Consider the following 14523-nt stretch of genomic DNA (forward strand, 5'->3'; position numbering starts at 1 on the left):
CAGAAGTGAAACCTCTTAGCGCTGATGGTAGTGTGGGATTACCCATGTGAGAGTAAGTCATCGCCAGCTTTTAAATTCAAAACACCCTCAACCTTACGGTTGGGGGTGTTTTTTTATGCTTGTCTAAAGTAAAAAGAAAAATGTACGACTTGATGAGTCGTTTGGTTGAATTTAAATATTTTATCCTAAAGTTTTTTCGGTTAATTTATGATTTAAATGCTAATCAGATCATCAATTCCTATGCAAGCTAAGCCTTATTTACGTTATGTAGAAATAAAAGAACCAAATCAACATGATTGGTCACTTTATCCATTTAATATTCCTGCTGTTAATGATATGGAAAATATTGATTTTCATGCTGATGTAACATTTTTTGTAGGGGATAATGGTTCTGGTAAGTCTACAGTATTAGAGTCGATTGCATTAGCACTTGGATTTTCAGAAGAGGGAGGGACTTTAAATGTGCAATTAAATTCTGCAAGTAGTAGTTCCAACTTGTATGAAGCTCTAAAACTGATTAAAAGCTATAAAAAGCCGAAAGATTACTATTTTCTACGTGCTGAAAGCTTTTATAACGTTGGCACGTATATGAATGAATTAGGTTATATTGACGGGTATGGTGGAAATATTCATGAACGGTCGCATGGGGAGGCTTTTTTTAAAGTATTGAGCCATAAATTAACAGGGAATGGCTTATATTTGCTTGATGAACCAGAAGCAGCTTTATCTCCTTATATGCAAATGACAGCATTGGCAGTTATAGATCAATTATGTAAAGATCAATCACAGCTTATCATTGCTACACATTCACCAATTTTACTTGCTTATCCCAATGCAACAATTTATCAATTTTCTGATACTGGAATTAAAAAAGTAAAGTATGAGGAAACAGATCATTTTAGAATTACACGTGATTTTTTAAATAATTATGAGAAAAGAGTTGAACAGTTATTAAAGGAAAATGATTCATAAAATTTTTCAACTCTTCAATGATAATTTCTTATTTTATTCAAATAGGATTGCAAATCTATTTAGAAAAATTAAAGATAATCAGTGTGTAAAATAAATATAAATCAATAAAAATTAAGCATTAAAAATCATATTTTGATAAATTTTATATTATTTAAAATCATATATTTATTAGATTTATATGACTATAAATCTTTATTATCCCTTTGTCTAATTGTCCCTAAAACTTGCTCTGATTATATTTCGAAACCTTGAATTTTACTTAAAAATTCATCTGAAATATTGGACAAGTACTCATGGGAGATGAGAACGATGACGACGGAAAATTTAGATATTAACTCGATAGTCGATAAAGCAAAATTTACCCCGTTCCACTTCAATGTAGTGGCTTGGTGTTTATTGATTATTTTGTTTGATGGCTATGATTTAGCGATTAATGGTGTGGTATTGCCACTCTTAATGCAAGATTGGGGGCTATCTGCGATGCAAGCAGGAATGCTTGCCAGCACTGCATTAGCAGGTATGATGTTTGGTGCAATGTTCTTTGGCTCTTTAGCCGATAAGATTGGTCGTAAAAAAGTCATTATGATCTGCATTGTACTTTTTAGTGGATTAACTTTCGCAGGTGGTTTTGCTTCAAATCCAACTGAATTTGCAATTTTGCGCTTTTTAGCAGGTCTAGGAATTGGCGGTGTCATGCCAAATTTGGTTGCATTAACTTCTGAATATGCACCCATTAAAATGCGCAGTACATTGGTTACAACCATGTTTAGTGGTTATGCCGTTGGTGGTGTCATGGCTGCTTTATTAGGTTCATGGTTTACCCCAAGTTTTGGTTGGCAAATCATGTTCTTTATTGCAGGGATTCCATTATTTTTATTGCCTGTAATTTGGAAGTTTCTACCAGAGTCTTTGGCATTTATTGTAAAAGAAAATAAGCAAGAAAAAGCCAGAAGTATTGTGCGTCGTTTAGCGCCGAATGTGACGGTGACAGATGGGACAAATTTTACTTTACCTAAAGTTGAAGTACCTGAAGCTGCCAACGTTGTCAGCTTATTTCGTCGTGGGCGCGCAACCAATACACTCCTATTTTGGTTAGCATTTTTTACATGTTTATTGACGATGTATGCATTGAGTAGTTGGTTACCAAAATTGATGATGGCAGCAGGTTATTCAATGGACAATAGCTTGATGTTTATGATGGTCATGAATGTCGGTGCGGTTGTTGGGATTGTAGGTGGTGGTATCCTTGCGGATCGTTTCCATTTAAAACCTGTTTTGATGGTTCTTGGCATGATGGGTGCGATTGTCATGAGCTTAATGGGCTTCCAATCAAATCAATTCTTGTTATACATTTTAGTTTTCTTAGCAGGTGCGGCCTCAATTGGTTCGCAAATGTTGTTATATAGCTATGTTGCACAATATTATCCTTTAGCGATTCGTTCAACAGGAATTGGTTGGTCTTCGGCAATTGGTCGTATGGGTGCAATTGTTGGACCCATTTTAATTGGTGGCTTGTTAGGGATGAATTTGCCTGCACATTTTAATTTTATTGCAGTGGGTTTACCTGTATTAATTACTGCAATTGCAGTTGCTTTAATTATGCATGATGATGAATCTGAAAAAGTAGCTGCAAGCTCAGGCGTTGCTGCAAAAGCTTAATTGCACTCTATACTAAAGACCTCCATTTATTGGAGGTCTTTTTTTGAGGCCACAACAAAAGTTGCACATTGCTTTGTATGGAATGAATACATAATATAAAGATTGATCTTGAGCATCGAGTTATTCTAATGAAATTAAATTCATTCTCACCTATTCCTGAAGATGATGAAGAACTGCATCTTCCAGCATTAGTTTATTGGTCATCTTTAGGTGATCTAGAACAAGTTGAGAAGTGTCTTGCTGATGGGATTGATGTAAATACTACAGATGATGAAGGCTATAGTGCTTTGCATGCTGCTGCTGAAAATGATCATTTAGCCGTTGTAAAATTACTGATAGTACATGGCGCAGATGTGGCATATAAAGCTGAATATACTGCTTTAGAACTTGCTGAAATGGCTGACAATACGCAAATCGTCACCTACTTAAAAAATTTAAAATCATAAAAATTTCAAAACTAAAAAAGAAACCCCATCATCCTGACGGGGTTTCTTTGTATTGGTGAGTTAGATTTGACTCCTGTCGAATCTCACGTTCCTGATGCTCAGACTGATGATTATTTTATGTCTGGGAAACTTCCTGTTCCCTATGTGTCTAGAATAGATAATTTAGAATGATCTTACTAGAGGAGATTTTCTGTAATTGATGTAGGTGATTTCTTACATGGCGATGGGAATATCATGATTTGATTTTAGGTATTTTCATAATCAATATTTTGTAATTGAAAAAAAGCCCCGATGTTTGATCGGGGCTTTTCTATGATCTGTTTATTGTCGTTTCTACTTATAAATTTCTTTTTCACTTATTCGTGTATTTTTTATTATTCATCCCCAAATATCATCTATCCCTGATGAGCTTTGCCAAACTCCCTATTGGCTTTTTGTTATATGGAAACTTCCTGTTTCCTGATGTATGTAGAATATCCAAAACATAGGATGAGGAAAAGCTGTCAAAAACCTCAGTTTTTGTACGCAATGGATTACAACACAATTGATATTAAAAGAAGTGCTTTTGAACGATTTTTTATCTTAGAAAAATGAAAAGAATGACCTCAATTTGTCATCAAATTTACCTAAAACGGTCATTTCTATAGGTTTAAATGAAAGCATTTATTGATGAAAATAAGTGACCATTCACATGATGAAGAAATTATACATTGCACTGTTAACTACGGGTCTTTTCACTTTAACAGCATGTAATGACGATGATCACAACGTGATAGCTGACTCCAATATAAAAGAGCCAACGTTAGTGTCTTTTGCACAATTGGATGTTGAAACTTATGCCGCAGGCCCGAACTCAGGTTTGGCTGTGAAAGGAGGGAATGGTATTTTTCCACCCTTTAAAGGTCAGCCTGTACAAGGTTTTTCAGGTGCTTTAAAAAATACTGATGGGACGTATATGGTTATGGCAGACAATGGTTTTGGTGCACAAGACAATTCAGCCGATTTCTTATTACTTATTTATCAAATTAAACCTGATTTTAGAACAAAAACTACGGGTTCAGCTCAAGTTCAAGTGATGAGTTTTATACAGTTACGTGATCCGAATAAATTGATTCCTTTTGATATTATCAATCAAAATACCACTGAGCGTCTGTTGACAGGTGCAGATTTTGATCCTGAATCTATTCAAAGAACAGAAGATGGTAGTTACTGGATTGGGGATGAGTTTGGTCCATATTTACTGCATTTTGACAAAGACGGTGTGTTATTAGATGCGCCGATTTCATTGCCAAATCCATTACAATCAGGAACTGAATTACGTTCGCCACAAAATCAATTGAATAAAGCGAATATTGATTATGTTGCCCCATTGGTACAGCAAAGTGGTGGTTTTGAAGGCATGGCACTGTCTAAAGATGGTCAATATCTGTATCCATTATTAGAAAAGCCACTTAAAAATTCAGCAAAACGTCAGTTGATCATTTCTCAGTTTGATCTTAGGCAAAAGGCATATACAGGCAAATATTATTTGTTTGATTTACATGATAAAGCCACTGCGATTGGTGATTTCCAACTATATAGTAATGACGCTGGTATTCTAATTGAACGTGATGATTCTGAAAATAAATTAGAGGGTTATAAGAAGCTTATTCATGTGAAATTGGGTCAATCAGGGCAAACGATTCAGCGTCATGAATTGGTTGATTTGATGAAGATTCACAATCCTAATGCACTGTATGGGACGGCACGTACAGGAGATGTGGGCACAGGTGTAAATTTTGCATTTCCATTCTTTACCATAGAAGATCTGATTATTGAAAATAAAAATACACTTACAGTGTTGAATGACAATAATTTTCCGAGCTCTTCAGGACGTAATGCAAATAAAGCAGACAATAACGAGATGATTCAAATTCGATTGCCTAAAGATTTGTATTAAGTTCTATGCGTCAAGCTGAGCGCCTAAATTAGGCGCTTTGTTTTTATCTGCATGGTAAACAGGCGTATACTGTACCGACATCAGGAGTAATTATGTCTGACACAGTTGAGTCTGCGGTTTATATCGAATATGGCACACGTCCTTTTTATGCCATTTTATTGTCGCTATTCTTAGCAGGATTCGCTGTCTTTTCATCGCTGTATTGTGTACAACCGATGATGCCTTTTTTAGCCAAATTTTTTCAAATTAGCCCTACACATAGTAGTTTTCCACTGTCATTTTCGACCATTGCTTTGGCTTTAGGTTTGTTATTTGCAGGTCTTATTTCGGACAGATTTGGTCGTAAGAAGATCATGGTTATTGCTTTATTTTCCACAGCAAGTTTGTTATTGATCAGTTCATTTTTACCGTATTGGGAAATTTTTCTCATAACTCGAATGATGATTGGTTTAGCAGTCAGTGGTGTTGCCTCAGTGGCGATGACTTATATTGGTGAGGAAATTGCACAAAAAGATGTGGGTTTTGCGATGGGATTGTATATCTCAGGCACCGCTATCGGTGGCATGGGTGGGCGTTTAATTGCTGGGGTGTTATTGGACTTTATCTCATGGCAAAAGGCAACGCTGATCATTGGTTTGTTAAATTTGTTGATTGCTTTCGTTTTTTATATTGCTTTGCCAAGTTCGAAACATTTTAAAGCTTATCCGATTCAACTGAAGCGCTTTACTGAGTCTTTTCGAAAAAACTTAGCAGATCGCAAACTACGCTTATTGTTTATCGAAGGTTTTATTCTCATGGGCTGTTTTGTTACAGTTTTTAATTACATGAGTTATCACTTGTTAGAAAAACCTTTTGAGTTGTCTCAAACATGGATTGGCCTGATCTCGATTGCTTATTTATCAGGAATTTACAGTTCGCCGCGTGCTGCAAGTTGGAGCCGTAAATTTGGACGTGATAAAGTCTTGATTGCGATGTTTTGCACCATGATCTTGGGTTTGTGGATCATGTTGATTCCATCACTTTGGGTGGTTTTGCTGGGTTTGTTGATTTTTACTTTTTCATTTTTTGCCGCACATTCAACGTCAAGCAGTTGGGTATCGGTTCAGTCTCTAAAATATCGTGCAGTAGGATCATCACTGTATTTATTTTTCTACTATTTGGGTTCTAGTTTTTTAGGCAGTGCCAATGGATTGGTTTGGGAAAAATATGGATGGTTTGGATTAACCCTTACCATCACAGTGATCTTATTACTTGGCGTATGTATAGCTTACAAGTTATATCAAATGCAGAAAATTACGACAAGTGATTAATGATTTAAGTGACTTTGAATAAACTCAATACTGCTTTTTTTCAGTTGCTCCAATGCTTCCGCTTCTACAGGATAGTGCCCACCTTTGGGTAGCATCACCACTTGATGTGGAACAGACAAACGTTCAAGTACAGGTTGGCTCAGTTGTAAGGGTGTCCAATGGTCTTCCGCAGGTTGTGTTAGGAGCACAGGGCATTGGGTAAAACTGGATAAATTATATTTAGGTTTATAGTTCATATAGCTGTTTAAGAACTTGATCGACATGGCATTACCTGCCGAAGTATTGTCATTGAGCATAATTTTTAAAGCTTGTGGGTCGTTGGTAAGTGCATACATTTTAGACACTAAGGACATAGGTAAAGGAACACTGTTCACTACAGGCGTTATTGCGCCAATTTTCATGCCTGGTAAAAGTACAGGGCTTAAGTAGCTAAAACGCATCGTTCCTTTTTTTACCGCTAAACGTTGTTGGTCTAAAAAAGTCATTCCAATGATCCCTTTGACATGTTTATTTTGCATTGCGACATGCATAGTGAGCATGCCGCCTGCAGATAAGCCATACAGGAAAATTGGACGTTGATCTTTTTGTGCTTCAGCATCAATAAAATCACTGACCAATTGCACCCAATCATCATAACGAATAGCACTTTTTGATGGGTATTGTGTAAGCCCATAACCTGGTAAATCCAATGCCATTGTTTCATAGCCTGCCTGTGCTAAGGGGTGACCTAAAATCAGACTGAGCTGTCGTCCATTTGTCCCAACACCATGTAATAAGATCACTTTTGCAGATGCATTGGGTTGTGGATAGTAGTCAACATGAACATTGGTTTTTTGCCATTGCCAAAAATATTCTTGTGGCTGATTGTTTTCATCGAGTTGATAAGCTTCAGGCAAACGGGTTTGTAAATCTTTCCATGCTTGTTGATTTTTATAAAATTTTTCTTTGATTGGTGCTGACCAACCTAAGGTTTGAAAAAACATTAGAAAAGACAGCAGGATACGTTTTAAAAACATGACCTATTTCTCATTTTTATTTTGAGATAGATTAGTCTGATTCGCGCGTGAAGAAATATGCAAAAAGTATTATTTATTTGTTATAAAATGAACAAAAATGCAAGTATTGATATTTTATTTATGATTTATAAGGAAATTTTAAATTTCTTTAAATCCGTCATTTGTCGGAAAAGGTTGGAATTTTGCAACAAAGCTTAAATCTTGCTGACTTTTTCGACTTATTTGTTCTGTGTAAATTATAATCAAACATCATGAATCAAATTCATGGTAAAATGATCAGCTTTCATCTTTGATCAGATTTTATCTGATATCAGATCTTCCTTCTGCCAGCCGAGAATTGCTAGCCATGTCTACTGCTTATACCATGCAGACGGCGCCTAAGGCGTTGTTTGATTACGACAAATATTGGGCATCATGTTTTGATCCTGCACCATTTTTGCCGATGTCACGTGAGGAAATGGATTTACTCGGCTGGGACAGTTGTGACTTTATTTTAGTCTGTGGCGATGCTTATATTGATCATCCGTCTTTTGTTTCGGGCATTATTGGTCGTGTGCTTGAAGCGCAAGGTTTCCGTGTTGGTATTATTGCACAGCCCGACTGGACTTCGGCTGAAGCATTCAAAGTCTTGGGTAAGCCGAATATTGCATGGGGTGTGACCGCAGGTAATATGGATTCTATGATCAACCGTTATACGGCAGATCGTAAAATTCGTTCAGATGATGCCTATTCTCCAGATAATCAACCCAACAAACGTCCAGACCGTGCTGCAACTGTGTATTGTCAGCGTTGCCGTGAAGCCTTTCCTGATGTGCCAGTGTTGTTAGGTGGGATTGAAGCTTCTTTACGTCGTATTGCACATTATGACTACTGGTCCGACAAAGTCCGCCGTTCAGTATTGATGGATTCAAAAGCAGACTTGTTGATGTACGGTAATGGTGAGCGTTCAATCGTAGAAGTCATGCATCGCCTTGCTAAGGGGCAAAAAATCCATGAAATCACCGATGTTCGCGGTACAGCATTTATTATCAATAAAAATAATCGTGCCTCTAAAGCACAGTTTGTCGAAATTGCCTCCAATGATGTCGATGCGATTGGTCGTGTAGATCCAATCATCAATCCTTATGTGATGACGGAAGATTTGGATGGCTGTGAAATTGAAAAAGATAAGGGCAACTCTTTAACCCAGTATCAAAATTTCCAGAAAGAAATTGTGGCGAATCCAATTGTCCGAGAAGGTGACAACCTGGATGAAAATACCCAGATTGTCCAATTACAGCCCGCTTCTAAAGCCATTAAACACAAATTGCCACCCCGTGAATTGGCAGTCATTCGTTTACCTGCTTTTGAAGAGGTGGCGAATGATCCTGTTTTGTATGCACATGCCAACCGTATTTTGCATTTGGAAACCAATCCGGGGAATGCTCGTGCTCTGGTTCAGAAGCATGGTGAGCGTGATGTTTGGTTAAACGCACCGCCAATTCCATTAACCACGGAAGAAATGGATTATGTGTTTGACTTGCCATACGCACGTCTGCCACATCCTGCCTATGGTGAGGCACGTTTCCCTGCATTCGACATGATTAAATTCTCTGTAAATATCATGCGCGGCTGTTTTGGTGGTTGTACCTTCTGTTCGATTACAGAACACGAAGGGCGTATTATCCAGAACCGTTCCGAAGAATCCATTTTACGTGAAGTTGAAAAAATCCGTGATACAGCGCCGGGCTTTACGGGTATTATTTCAGACTTAGGTGGCCCAACGGCGAATATGTATCGCTTGGCGTGCAAAGATCCTGAAATTGAGAAAAACTGTCGTAAGCCTTCGTGTGTATTTCCGGGTGTGTGTCAGAACTTACATACGGATCATGCACCATTAACGCAGTTGTATCGTAAAGCACGTGCTTTACCGGGCATTAAAAAGATTTTGATTGGTTCGGGACTACGCTATGACTTAGCGGTATTGAACCCTGAATATGTCAAAGAGCTTGTACAGCATCATGTTGGTGGTTATTTAAAAATTGCGCCTGAACATACCGAAAAAGGTCCATTGTCGAAGATGATGAAACCTGGGATCGGAACGTATGACCGTTTCAAACAAATGTTTGACCGTTTCAGTAAGGAAGCAGGTAAAGAACAGTATTTGATTCCGTACTTTATTGCTGCGCATCCAGGTACGACTGATTATGACATGATGAATCTGGCGATTTGGTTGAAAAAGAACGGTTTCCGTGCCGATCAGGTACAAACCTTCTATCCATCACCGATGGCAACAGCGACCACCATGTACTACACAGGTAAAAACCCACTGGCTAAAGTGGCACGTTATACTGAAGATGTCGACATTGTGAAAGGTGAGAAACGTCGTCGTCTGCATAAAGCGTTCTTGCGTTATCATGATCCAAACAACTGGCCTTTATTGCGTGATGCACTCAAAGAAATGGGGCGTCAGGATTTGATTGGTAACTCAAAACAACATTTGATTCCGACTTATCAGCCCGCAAGTGTTGAGGGTGAGTACAAGTCTGCACGTAAGAAAAACTCAAGCGTGGCGGGCGACTCACAAAAACGCACAGGTGAACAAGGTAATCGAAGCAAAGTGGGACAAACTCAGTCACGTCCATCGAATACGAAAAAACGTCCTGAGCGTGGTCAGATTTTAACGCAACATACAGGTTTACCACCGCGTGAAACAGGTGACAGTAAAAAGCCGTTTGGTGGTAATACAAAAGGAAAATCTAAGCCAAAAAATCGAGCTTAAATTTTAGAAGCTGTGCTAGGTTGAAAGAGGATGCGTAAGCATCCTTTTTTATTGCTTTAAATTTGGACAGAGATTATATTTGAGATTCTTCTTTTAGGGCTTTATAGTCCTTAATTTATAAAAATATGAATCAAAATAACGTCGAAGAGATGCCTGTAGATGATGGAATGTCTTCATATGATGACTTTAGAAATCGTGTTCAGGAGTATTTTTCGAATAGAAAATTGACCCAAGTAGACATTGAGCTTTTAAATGCTAAGCCTTGGAAGACCATCAAAGAAAAGCAATTATGTACAGAAGAAATTTTTTATTGGCTGACAAAATCAGAAGTTTTATTTTCATATGAAATTTTAGAATTTTTTGAACAACAAAATATTCATATCGATCAACTGCCATGGACACCACCTTGTTTACGTCTAGGTGTTTCTCGTGAAGGTATTATTGAAAAAGATATTTTTGATTTACTAGTTGGTGGTAATACAGCAGCAGTAGATTGGAGGTGGTATGACCATAAAGATTACTATGAGCCTGATTTTCCAATTTATAATGATGTTACGATAAAATATTTTGATCAGAATTTGAAATTTTCGTATGAAATTTGGAATTATCCTGAAGCACAATTTCCACCTGTTTATGCACATAGTACAGTTTATAATGAAAAAACTAATGCAGTGTATATTACAGGTGGTTTAGGCACAGGTGAGCGACAATGTAAAAATATCACCGAAATTTATCAGCTTGATTTAGATACTAAAGATATTCAAAAAATTGAAGCTTTAGGCGAATCTCCACCATGCTTACATTATCATCAATCTGAAATATGTGATCATGTTTTGATAGCAATGAAAGAAGGCAATATTTTAAAAAATGGAATAGAAATTAAAAACCTATATGTTTGGTATTTTAATTTACAAACTAAAACATGGTTGGCGCAAGAATCCGAGCAATATCATCATTGGTTAATCACCCCAGTGCAAGGTTCGAGATTTTTATTTAGAGATTATCGTATTTTACTTGATTATGCTGAGGAGAGTCCTGATAAGGCTGAGGAATATTTACAGCATCTATTGAATAATAATGCGAATGTAGCTGATTATCGTGTGTATAAAAAACTCTATTATGTTACAGATGATATGGATTGCTCCAAAACTGAGGATTGGTTACACCAGATTTCCCAATGTAATGTACAAGGTCAGGTATATCATTGTCATGAAGGGCATAATCGTCTTGAAGTGGCTTTTTCAGCGTCTGCTTCAGCAGAATTTCAAAATATGATTATTAATGATTTAACCACTAAACTAAAACAAATTTCAGGTCATAATGTAATTGCTGAAAAAGTAATCTAACAATTCAAAGGATAATCAGTACCTTTTTTTAACATTACATAAATTGTCAAACAATATGACCTATCTTTTATCGGTAAAAGTTGAAATTTCTGATGATTATCGCTATAAATGAAATATGGGAATGTCATTTTTTTGTCATAAGAAAAGCGTATCTTAGCGTTGTAAAATAAAATTGTTGATCAATTGAACAAAAGTAAGACAACTATAAGCCAATAGGTGAATTTTAAAGTGAATATGAAATCTAATACTTTAGATGATACCTTTAACTTATTGATAGAAAAGTGAAATAAAAAGCGGTATAAAAACCGATAAATTATAAAAATAGATAAGGAATTTAACTCATGGATTTACTGTTACTTGTAACGCTTGCAATATTGGCTGTTGTAAGTGTTATTGCTTATAATGGATTGAAGAATAAGCAAAAAATAGATAGTCCTTTAAGACAGCGTGCTGTTTTTAATTCGCATGAATTAATGACGTATACACGTATTCAAGAAATTTTACCTTCTGCAAATATTTTGGCACATGTATCTTTTGATGCATTGTTGACCACTAAATATTTACATACACGCCGTAAATATCAAAAAATGTTTGCAGATTTCGTTGTGTTAGATCATGAATTTAAAGTCATTGCGGTCATTACATTAGATGATCCGAATGTTATGAAATGGATGAATACCGAACAAAACCAAGATACTTTACTTGAAATGGCGGGTTATCGTGTGATTCGTTATCAAGGTGTGCCAGAGTATCAACAATTACGTGAAGACTTCATGGCAGTCGGTGCACAGAGTCATGAGACTTTGACCACGCAACCAGCAGCTGGTTTAGAAGAATATGCAGAACGTTTAGCTCGTCCTCGTGTCTTTGGCTAATAAAAAGTGCATGTATACACCATGCACTTTTTTATGTCATTAAAGTGTAGTATTAAAATTAGGCTTTTACAGCAACTACTGTAAGTTCAACTAAAACCTTGGGATCATATAATTTTGCTTCTACACAGGTACGTGGCAGTGCTTCAATATCTGCAACCCATGCATCCCAAACTTCATTAAACGCAGCATAATCTTTTTCTATATCTTTTAAATAGATCGTTACGGACATGATCTGGCTTTTGTCTGTACCTGCATCTGCGAGGAAACGATCAATCATATCAAAAGTTTGTTGGGTTTGACCTTTGATGTCTAAACTCAAATCACTTGCCAATTGACCTGCTAAATGTATTAAATTTCCTGAAATTGCCACTTCTGAAAAGCGTGGAGTAATGTGTAAACGTTGTACAGTCATGCGAATACTCATCTATTTTTTATCGTTGAATTTTACGTGATGATCTTGCGTATGAATATGTGTTTTTAGGGAAATAGGTAAATTTTTTCCATATGTGATAAATATTTTTCTTTAAAAATCATCATAATTTTTTGTTCAGGACAAATGATGATATTACCTAAATTGAAAAATGCGATATGGGCTTGTCTGAGTTGATTTAAGCAAAAAGCAATAGAGCTATGTGTGGGGCACAGTTGTGGTAGCCCATGAATATTGTCAAGCGTAAACATCTGATTTTTCATATTTTCACCTATCAAGGTTGTTAAAAATGAAGGCTATACACCTCCATTTGCATACTGTTTTAGTGGTGTGCTGTTGCTGTATCGTGTTTAAGTTCTGATTTTGGTTTTGTGCTGACTTGATACCAATCGATATGTCGGGTGATAAACATAATGGCTGCAAGGACAATGAAAGAAATGACTGAGCCAATGAGGAAAGTTTTACCATTTGACTGTAATAGCAGGTAGATCACGGCATAAAGCATACTTAAAATGAGGCTAAAGACGGCAGCAGCTTTAACACCACGCATAACAAAGAACAAGTACCATGTCATGAGGCTGATACAGGCAATTGCTGCAACAAGGTAAGCCCATGTAAAAGCATAATATTCACTTATGGACAGGAGTAAAACAAAGAAAATACCTTGTGCCATTGCAACCAATGCATATTGGATCGGGTGAATACGTAGACTTTTCAGTACTTCAAAGATAAAGAAGCAACCAAAAGTAATCAGAATAATCACGATGCCGTATTTGATGGCACGATCCGTTTGCGTATAGACATTGACTGACTCTAAAAACTCAGTAGACAGCCCAATTTTTTCAACAGTGTTGGTCTCTTCATCAGGAGAATCATGATGGCTACGTGTTAAATAGGCATTGCTGAGCTGACGCATACATTCGCTATTTTCACAATTTGCGATTTTATTGAGATTTTGCTGCCCGAGAGCAATATTTTTCCATTGTGCACTGAATTGTTCAGTCTGACTCATTTTGGTATAAGGTAAACTTTGTCCATCATATTTCGTATCTGCCCAATTGCCTTTTGCATCGTAAGTGACATGTTGGCTGGTTGGAATGAGGTTAAACTGACTTAAACCCGTAAGCTTAAGCTGTAGATTAAAGTTAAATCCATTTTGAATAGCTTTGAGAATTTCAGGATATTTGTCTACCGAAATGTGCATAAAATCAAAGCCTGATTCACTATTGCCTTGATCACTGATTTGAAATGGATAGTTTTTATTGAGAATTTGTATACTGGGTTGTTGGTCTAAACCACGTGGGTCTTTGATAGGTAAAATGATCTGTGCACGTTCCCAATGATATTTTTTATGTGTGATTTCAGGTTTTGCAAAGTGACCTTTTGCTGACAAGTCTGCTTGATAACTGACAGCACGATAAATCGTTCGTTTATAGGTATCATCTGTGACTTTGAAGTTGGCTAGCCAATGGGTGTGATCTGCGCCAAAGTAGCTAAAGTGTTCTTCAGTACATGGGAAAGATTTTTTTTGTTCATCAACACAGACTTTTTCTTCACTGTAGGGAACTCGAACATAGGGCGCGATGATACTTTGAGGGCTGATTTGTGTACTTGAAATATCACGAATAAAATCTTGTTGATAGCTTTGACGTTCTGAGACCAAGTGACTGATAAATAATAGTCCTATCCAAAAAATTGCCATTAAAATCATCATCGTAATGATCTTTAATGTGAGAAAACTAGAACGCATAAGTTTTTCCTGAATCTTA

The 14523-nt window shown here is 36.7% G+C and carries 12 protein-coding genes; 8 read left to right on the forward strand and 4 right to left on the reverse strand.

What is annotated here, in order from left to right; all coding sequences use genetic code 11:
* The first annotated feature begins 240 nt into the window (after positions 1 to 240).
* The 5 genes from HX129_RS10355 to HX129_RS10375 all read left to right on the forward strand — a co-directional run bounded on the left by HX129_RS10355 (position 241) and on the right by HX129_RS10375 (position 6326).
* Positions 241 to 972, forward strand: a complete 732-nt coding sequence (locus tag HX129_RS10355; RefSeq protein WP_286434602.1) for an AAA family ATPase — start codon at positions 241 to 243, stop codon at positions 970 to 972.
* Positions 973 to 1281: 309 nt separating this feature from the next.
* Positions 1282 to 2631 (forward strand): aromatic acid/H+ symport family MFS transporter, encoded by a 1350-nt coding sequence (locus HX129_RS10360; RefSeq protein ID WP_130074409.1) that lies wholly within the window; start codon positions 1282 to 1284, stop codon positions 2629 to 2631.
* A 128-nt stretch (positions 2632 to 2759) separates the two neighbouring features.
* Entirely contained in the window at positions 2760 to 3077 is a 318-nt protein-coding gene (locus HX129_RS10365; protein WP_174493500.1) for an ankyrin repeat domain-containing protein, read from the forward strand.
* Positions 3078 to 3768: 691 nt separating this feature from the next.
* Entirely contained in the window at positions 3769 to 5016 is a 1248-nt protein-coding gene (locus HX129_RS10370) for an esterase-like activity of phytase family protein (RefSeq protein ID WP_286434607.1), read from the forward strand.
* A 92-nt stretch (positions 5017 to 5108) separates the two neighbouring features.
* The gene (locus HX129_RS10375) at positions 5109 to 6326 is read left to right on the forward strand and encodes an MFS transporter (protein ID WP_174493498.1); all 1218 of its coding nucleotides are present in this window, start codon (positions 5109 to 5111) and stop codon (positions 6324 to 6326) included.
* Here the strand turns inward: HX129_RS10375 and HX129_RS10380 are convergent.
* Positions 6323 to 7342, reverse strand: coding sequence for an alpha/beta hydrolase (locus tag HX129_RS10380; protein ID WP_286434610.1), 1020 nt, complete (start codon positions 7340 to 7342; stop codon positions 6323 to 6325). The genes HX129_RS10375 and HX129_RS10380 overlap by 4 nt on opposite strands.
* A gap of 346 nt (positions 7343 to 7688) precedes the next feature.
* Between HX129_RS10380 and HX129_RS10385 the strand changes: the two genes are divergently transcribed.
* From HX129_RS10385 to HX129_RS10395, 3 genes are all read left to right on the forward strand, one after another.
* Entirely contained in the window at positions 7689 to 10103 is a 2415-nt protein-coding gene (locus tag HX129_RS10385) for a YgiQ family radical SAM protein (RefSeq protein ID WP_286434612.1), read from the forward strand.
* A 125-nt stretch (positions 10104 to 10228) separates the two neighbouring features.
* Entirely contained in the window at positions 10229 to 11449 is a 1221-nt protein-coding gene (locus HX129_RS10390) for a hypothetical protein (protein WP_286436175.1), read from the forward strand.
* 341 nt (positions 11450 to 11790) lie between these two features.
* Positions 11791 to 12324: a DUF2726 domain-containing protein gene (locus HX129_RS10395; protein WP_174493496.1), complete on the forward strand. Its 534-nt coding sequence runs from the start codon at positions 11791 to 11793 to the stop codon at positions 12322 to 12324.
* A 58-nt stretch (positions 12325 to 12382) separates the two neighbouring features.
* Here the strand turns inward: HX129_RS10395 and HX129_RS10400 are convergent, their stop codons facing one another.
* From HX129_RS10400 to creD, 3 genes are all read right to left on the reverse strand, one after another.
* The gene (locus HX129_RS10400; protein ID WP_286434616.1) at positions 12383 to 12736 is read right to left on the reverse strand and encodes a RidA family protein; all 354 of its coding nucleotides are present in this window, start codon (positions 12734 to 12736) and stop codon (positions 12383 to 12385) included.
* Positions 12737 to 12801: 65 nt separating this feature from the next.
* Positions 12802 to 13017, reverse strand: coding sequence for a hypothetical protein (locus HX129_RS10405; RefSeq protein WP_286434617.1), 216 nt, complete (start codon positions 13015 to 13017; stop codon positions 12802 to 12804).
* 59 nt (positions 13018 to 13076) lie between these two features.
* Entirely contained in the window at positions 13077 to 14504 is a 1428-nt protein-coding gene (gene creD / locus HX129_RS10410; protein ID WP_286434618.1) for a cell envelope integrity protein CreD, read from the reverse strand.
* Positions 14505 to 14523: the final 19 nt, after the last annotated feature.

Source organism: Acinetobacter sp. 251-1 (genome assembly GCF_030329305.1).
GTDB classification, from domain to species: domain Bacteria; phylum Pseudomonadota; class Gammaproteobacteria; order Pseudomonadales; family Moraxellaceae; genus Acinetobacter; species Acinetobacter piscicola_A.

What these genes read in the sequence shown, in the direction of transcription:
- HX129_RS10385 (WP_286434612.1), top strand. Translation starts at nt 7,689, where the DNA reads ATGTCTACTGCTTATACCATGCAGACGGCGCCTAAGGCGTTGTTTGAT.
- HX129_RS10400 (WP_286434616.1), bottom strand. Translation starts at nt 12,736, where the DNA reads ATGACTGTACAACGTTTACACATTACTCCACGCTTTTCAGAAGTGGCA.
- HX129_RS10380 (WP_286434610.1), bottom strand. Translation starts at nt 7,342, where the DNA reads ATGTTTTTAAAACGTATCCTGCTGTCTTTTCTAATGTTTTTTCAAACC.
- HX129_RS10405 (WP_286434617.1), bottom strand. Translation starts at nt 13,017, where the DNA reads ATGAAAAATCAGATGTTTACGCTTGACAATATTCATGGGCTACCACAA.
- HX129_RS10370 (WP_286434607.1), top strand. Translation starts at nt 3,769, where the DNA reads ATGATGAAGAAATTATACATTGCACTGTTAACTACGGGTCTTTTCACT.
- HX129_RS10390 (WP_286436175.1), top strand. Translation starts at nt 10,229, where the DNA reads ATGAATCAAAATAACGTCGAAGAGATGCCTGTAGATGATGGAATGTCT.
- HX129_RS10355 (WP_286434602.1), top strand. Translation starts at nt 241, where the DNA reads ATGCAAGCTAAGCCTTATTTACGTTATGTAGAAATAAAAGAACCAAAT.
- HX129_RS10395 (WP_174493496.1), top strand. Translation starts at nt 11,791, where the DNA reads ATGGATTTACTGTTACTTGTAACGCTTGCAATATTGGCTGTTGTAAGT.
- HX129_RS10365 (WP_174493500.1), top strand. Translation starts at nt 2,760, where the DNA reads ATGAAATTAAATTCATTCTCACCTATTCCTGAAGATGATGAAGAACTG.
- HX129_RS10360 (WP_130074409.1), top strand. Translation starts at nt 1,282, where the DNA reads ATGACGACGGAAAATTTAGATATTAACTCGATAGTCGATAAAGCAAAA.
- creD (WP_286434618.1), bottom strand. Translation starts at nt 14,504, where the DNA reads ATGCGTTCTAGTTTTCTCACATTAAAGATCATTACGATGATGATTTTA.
- HX129_RS10375 (WP_174493498.1), top strand. Translation starts at nt 5,109, where the DNA reads ATGTCTGACACAGTTGAGTCTGCGGTTTATATCGAATATGGCACACGT.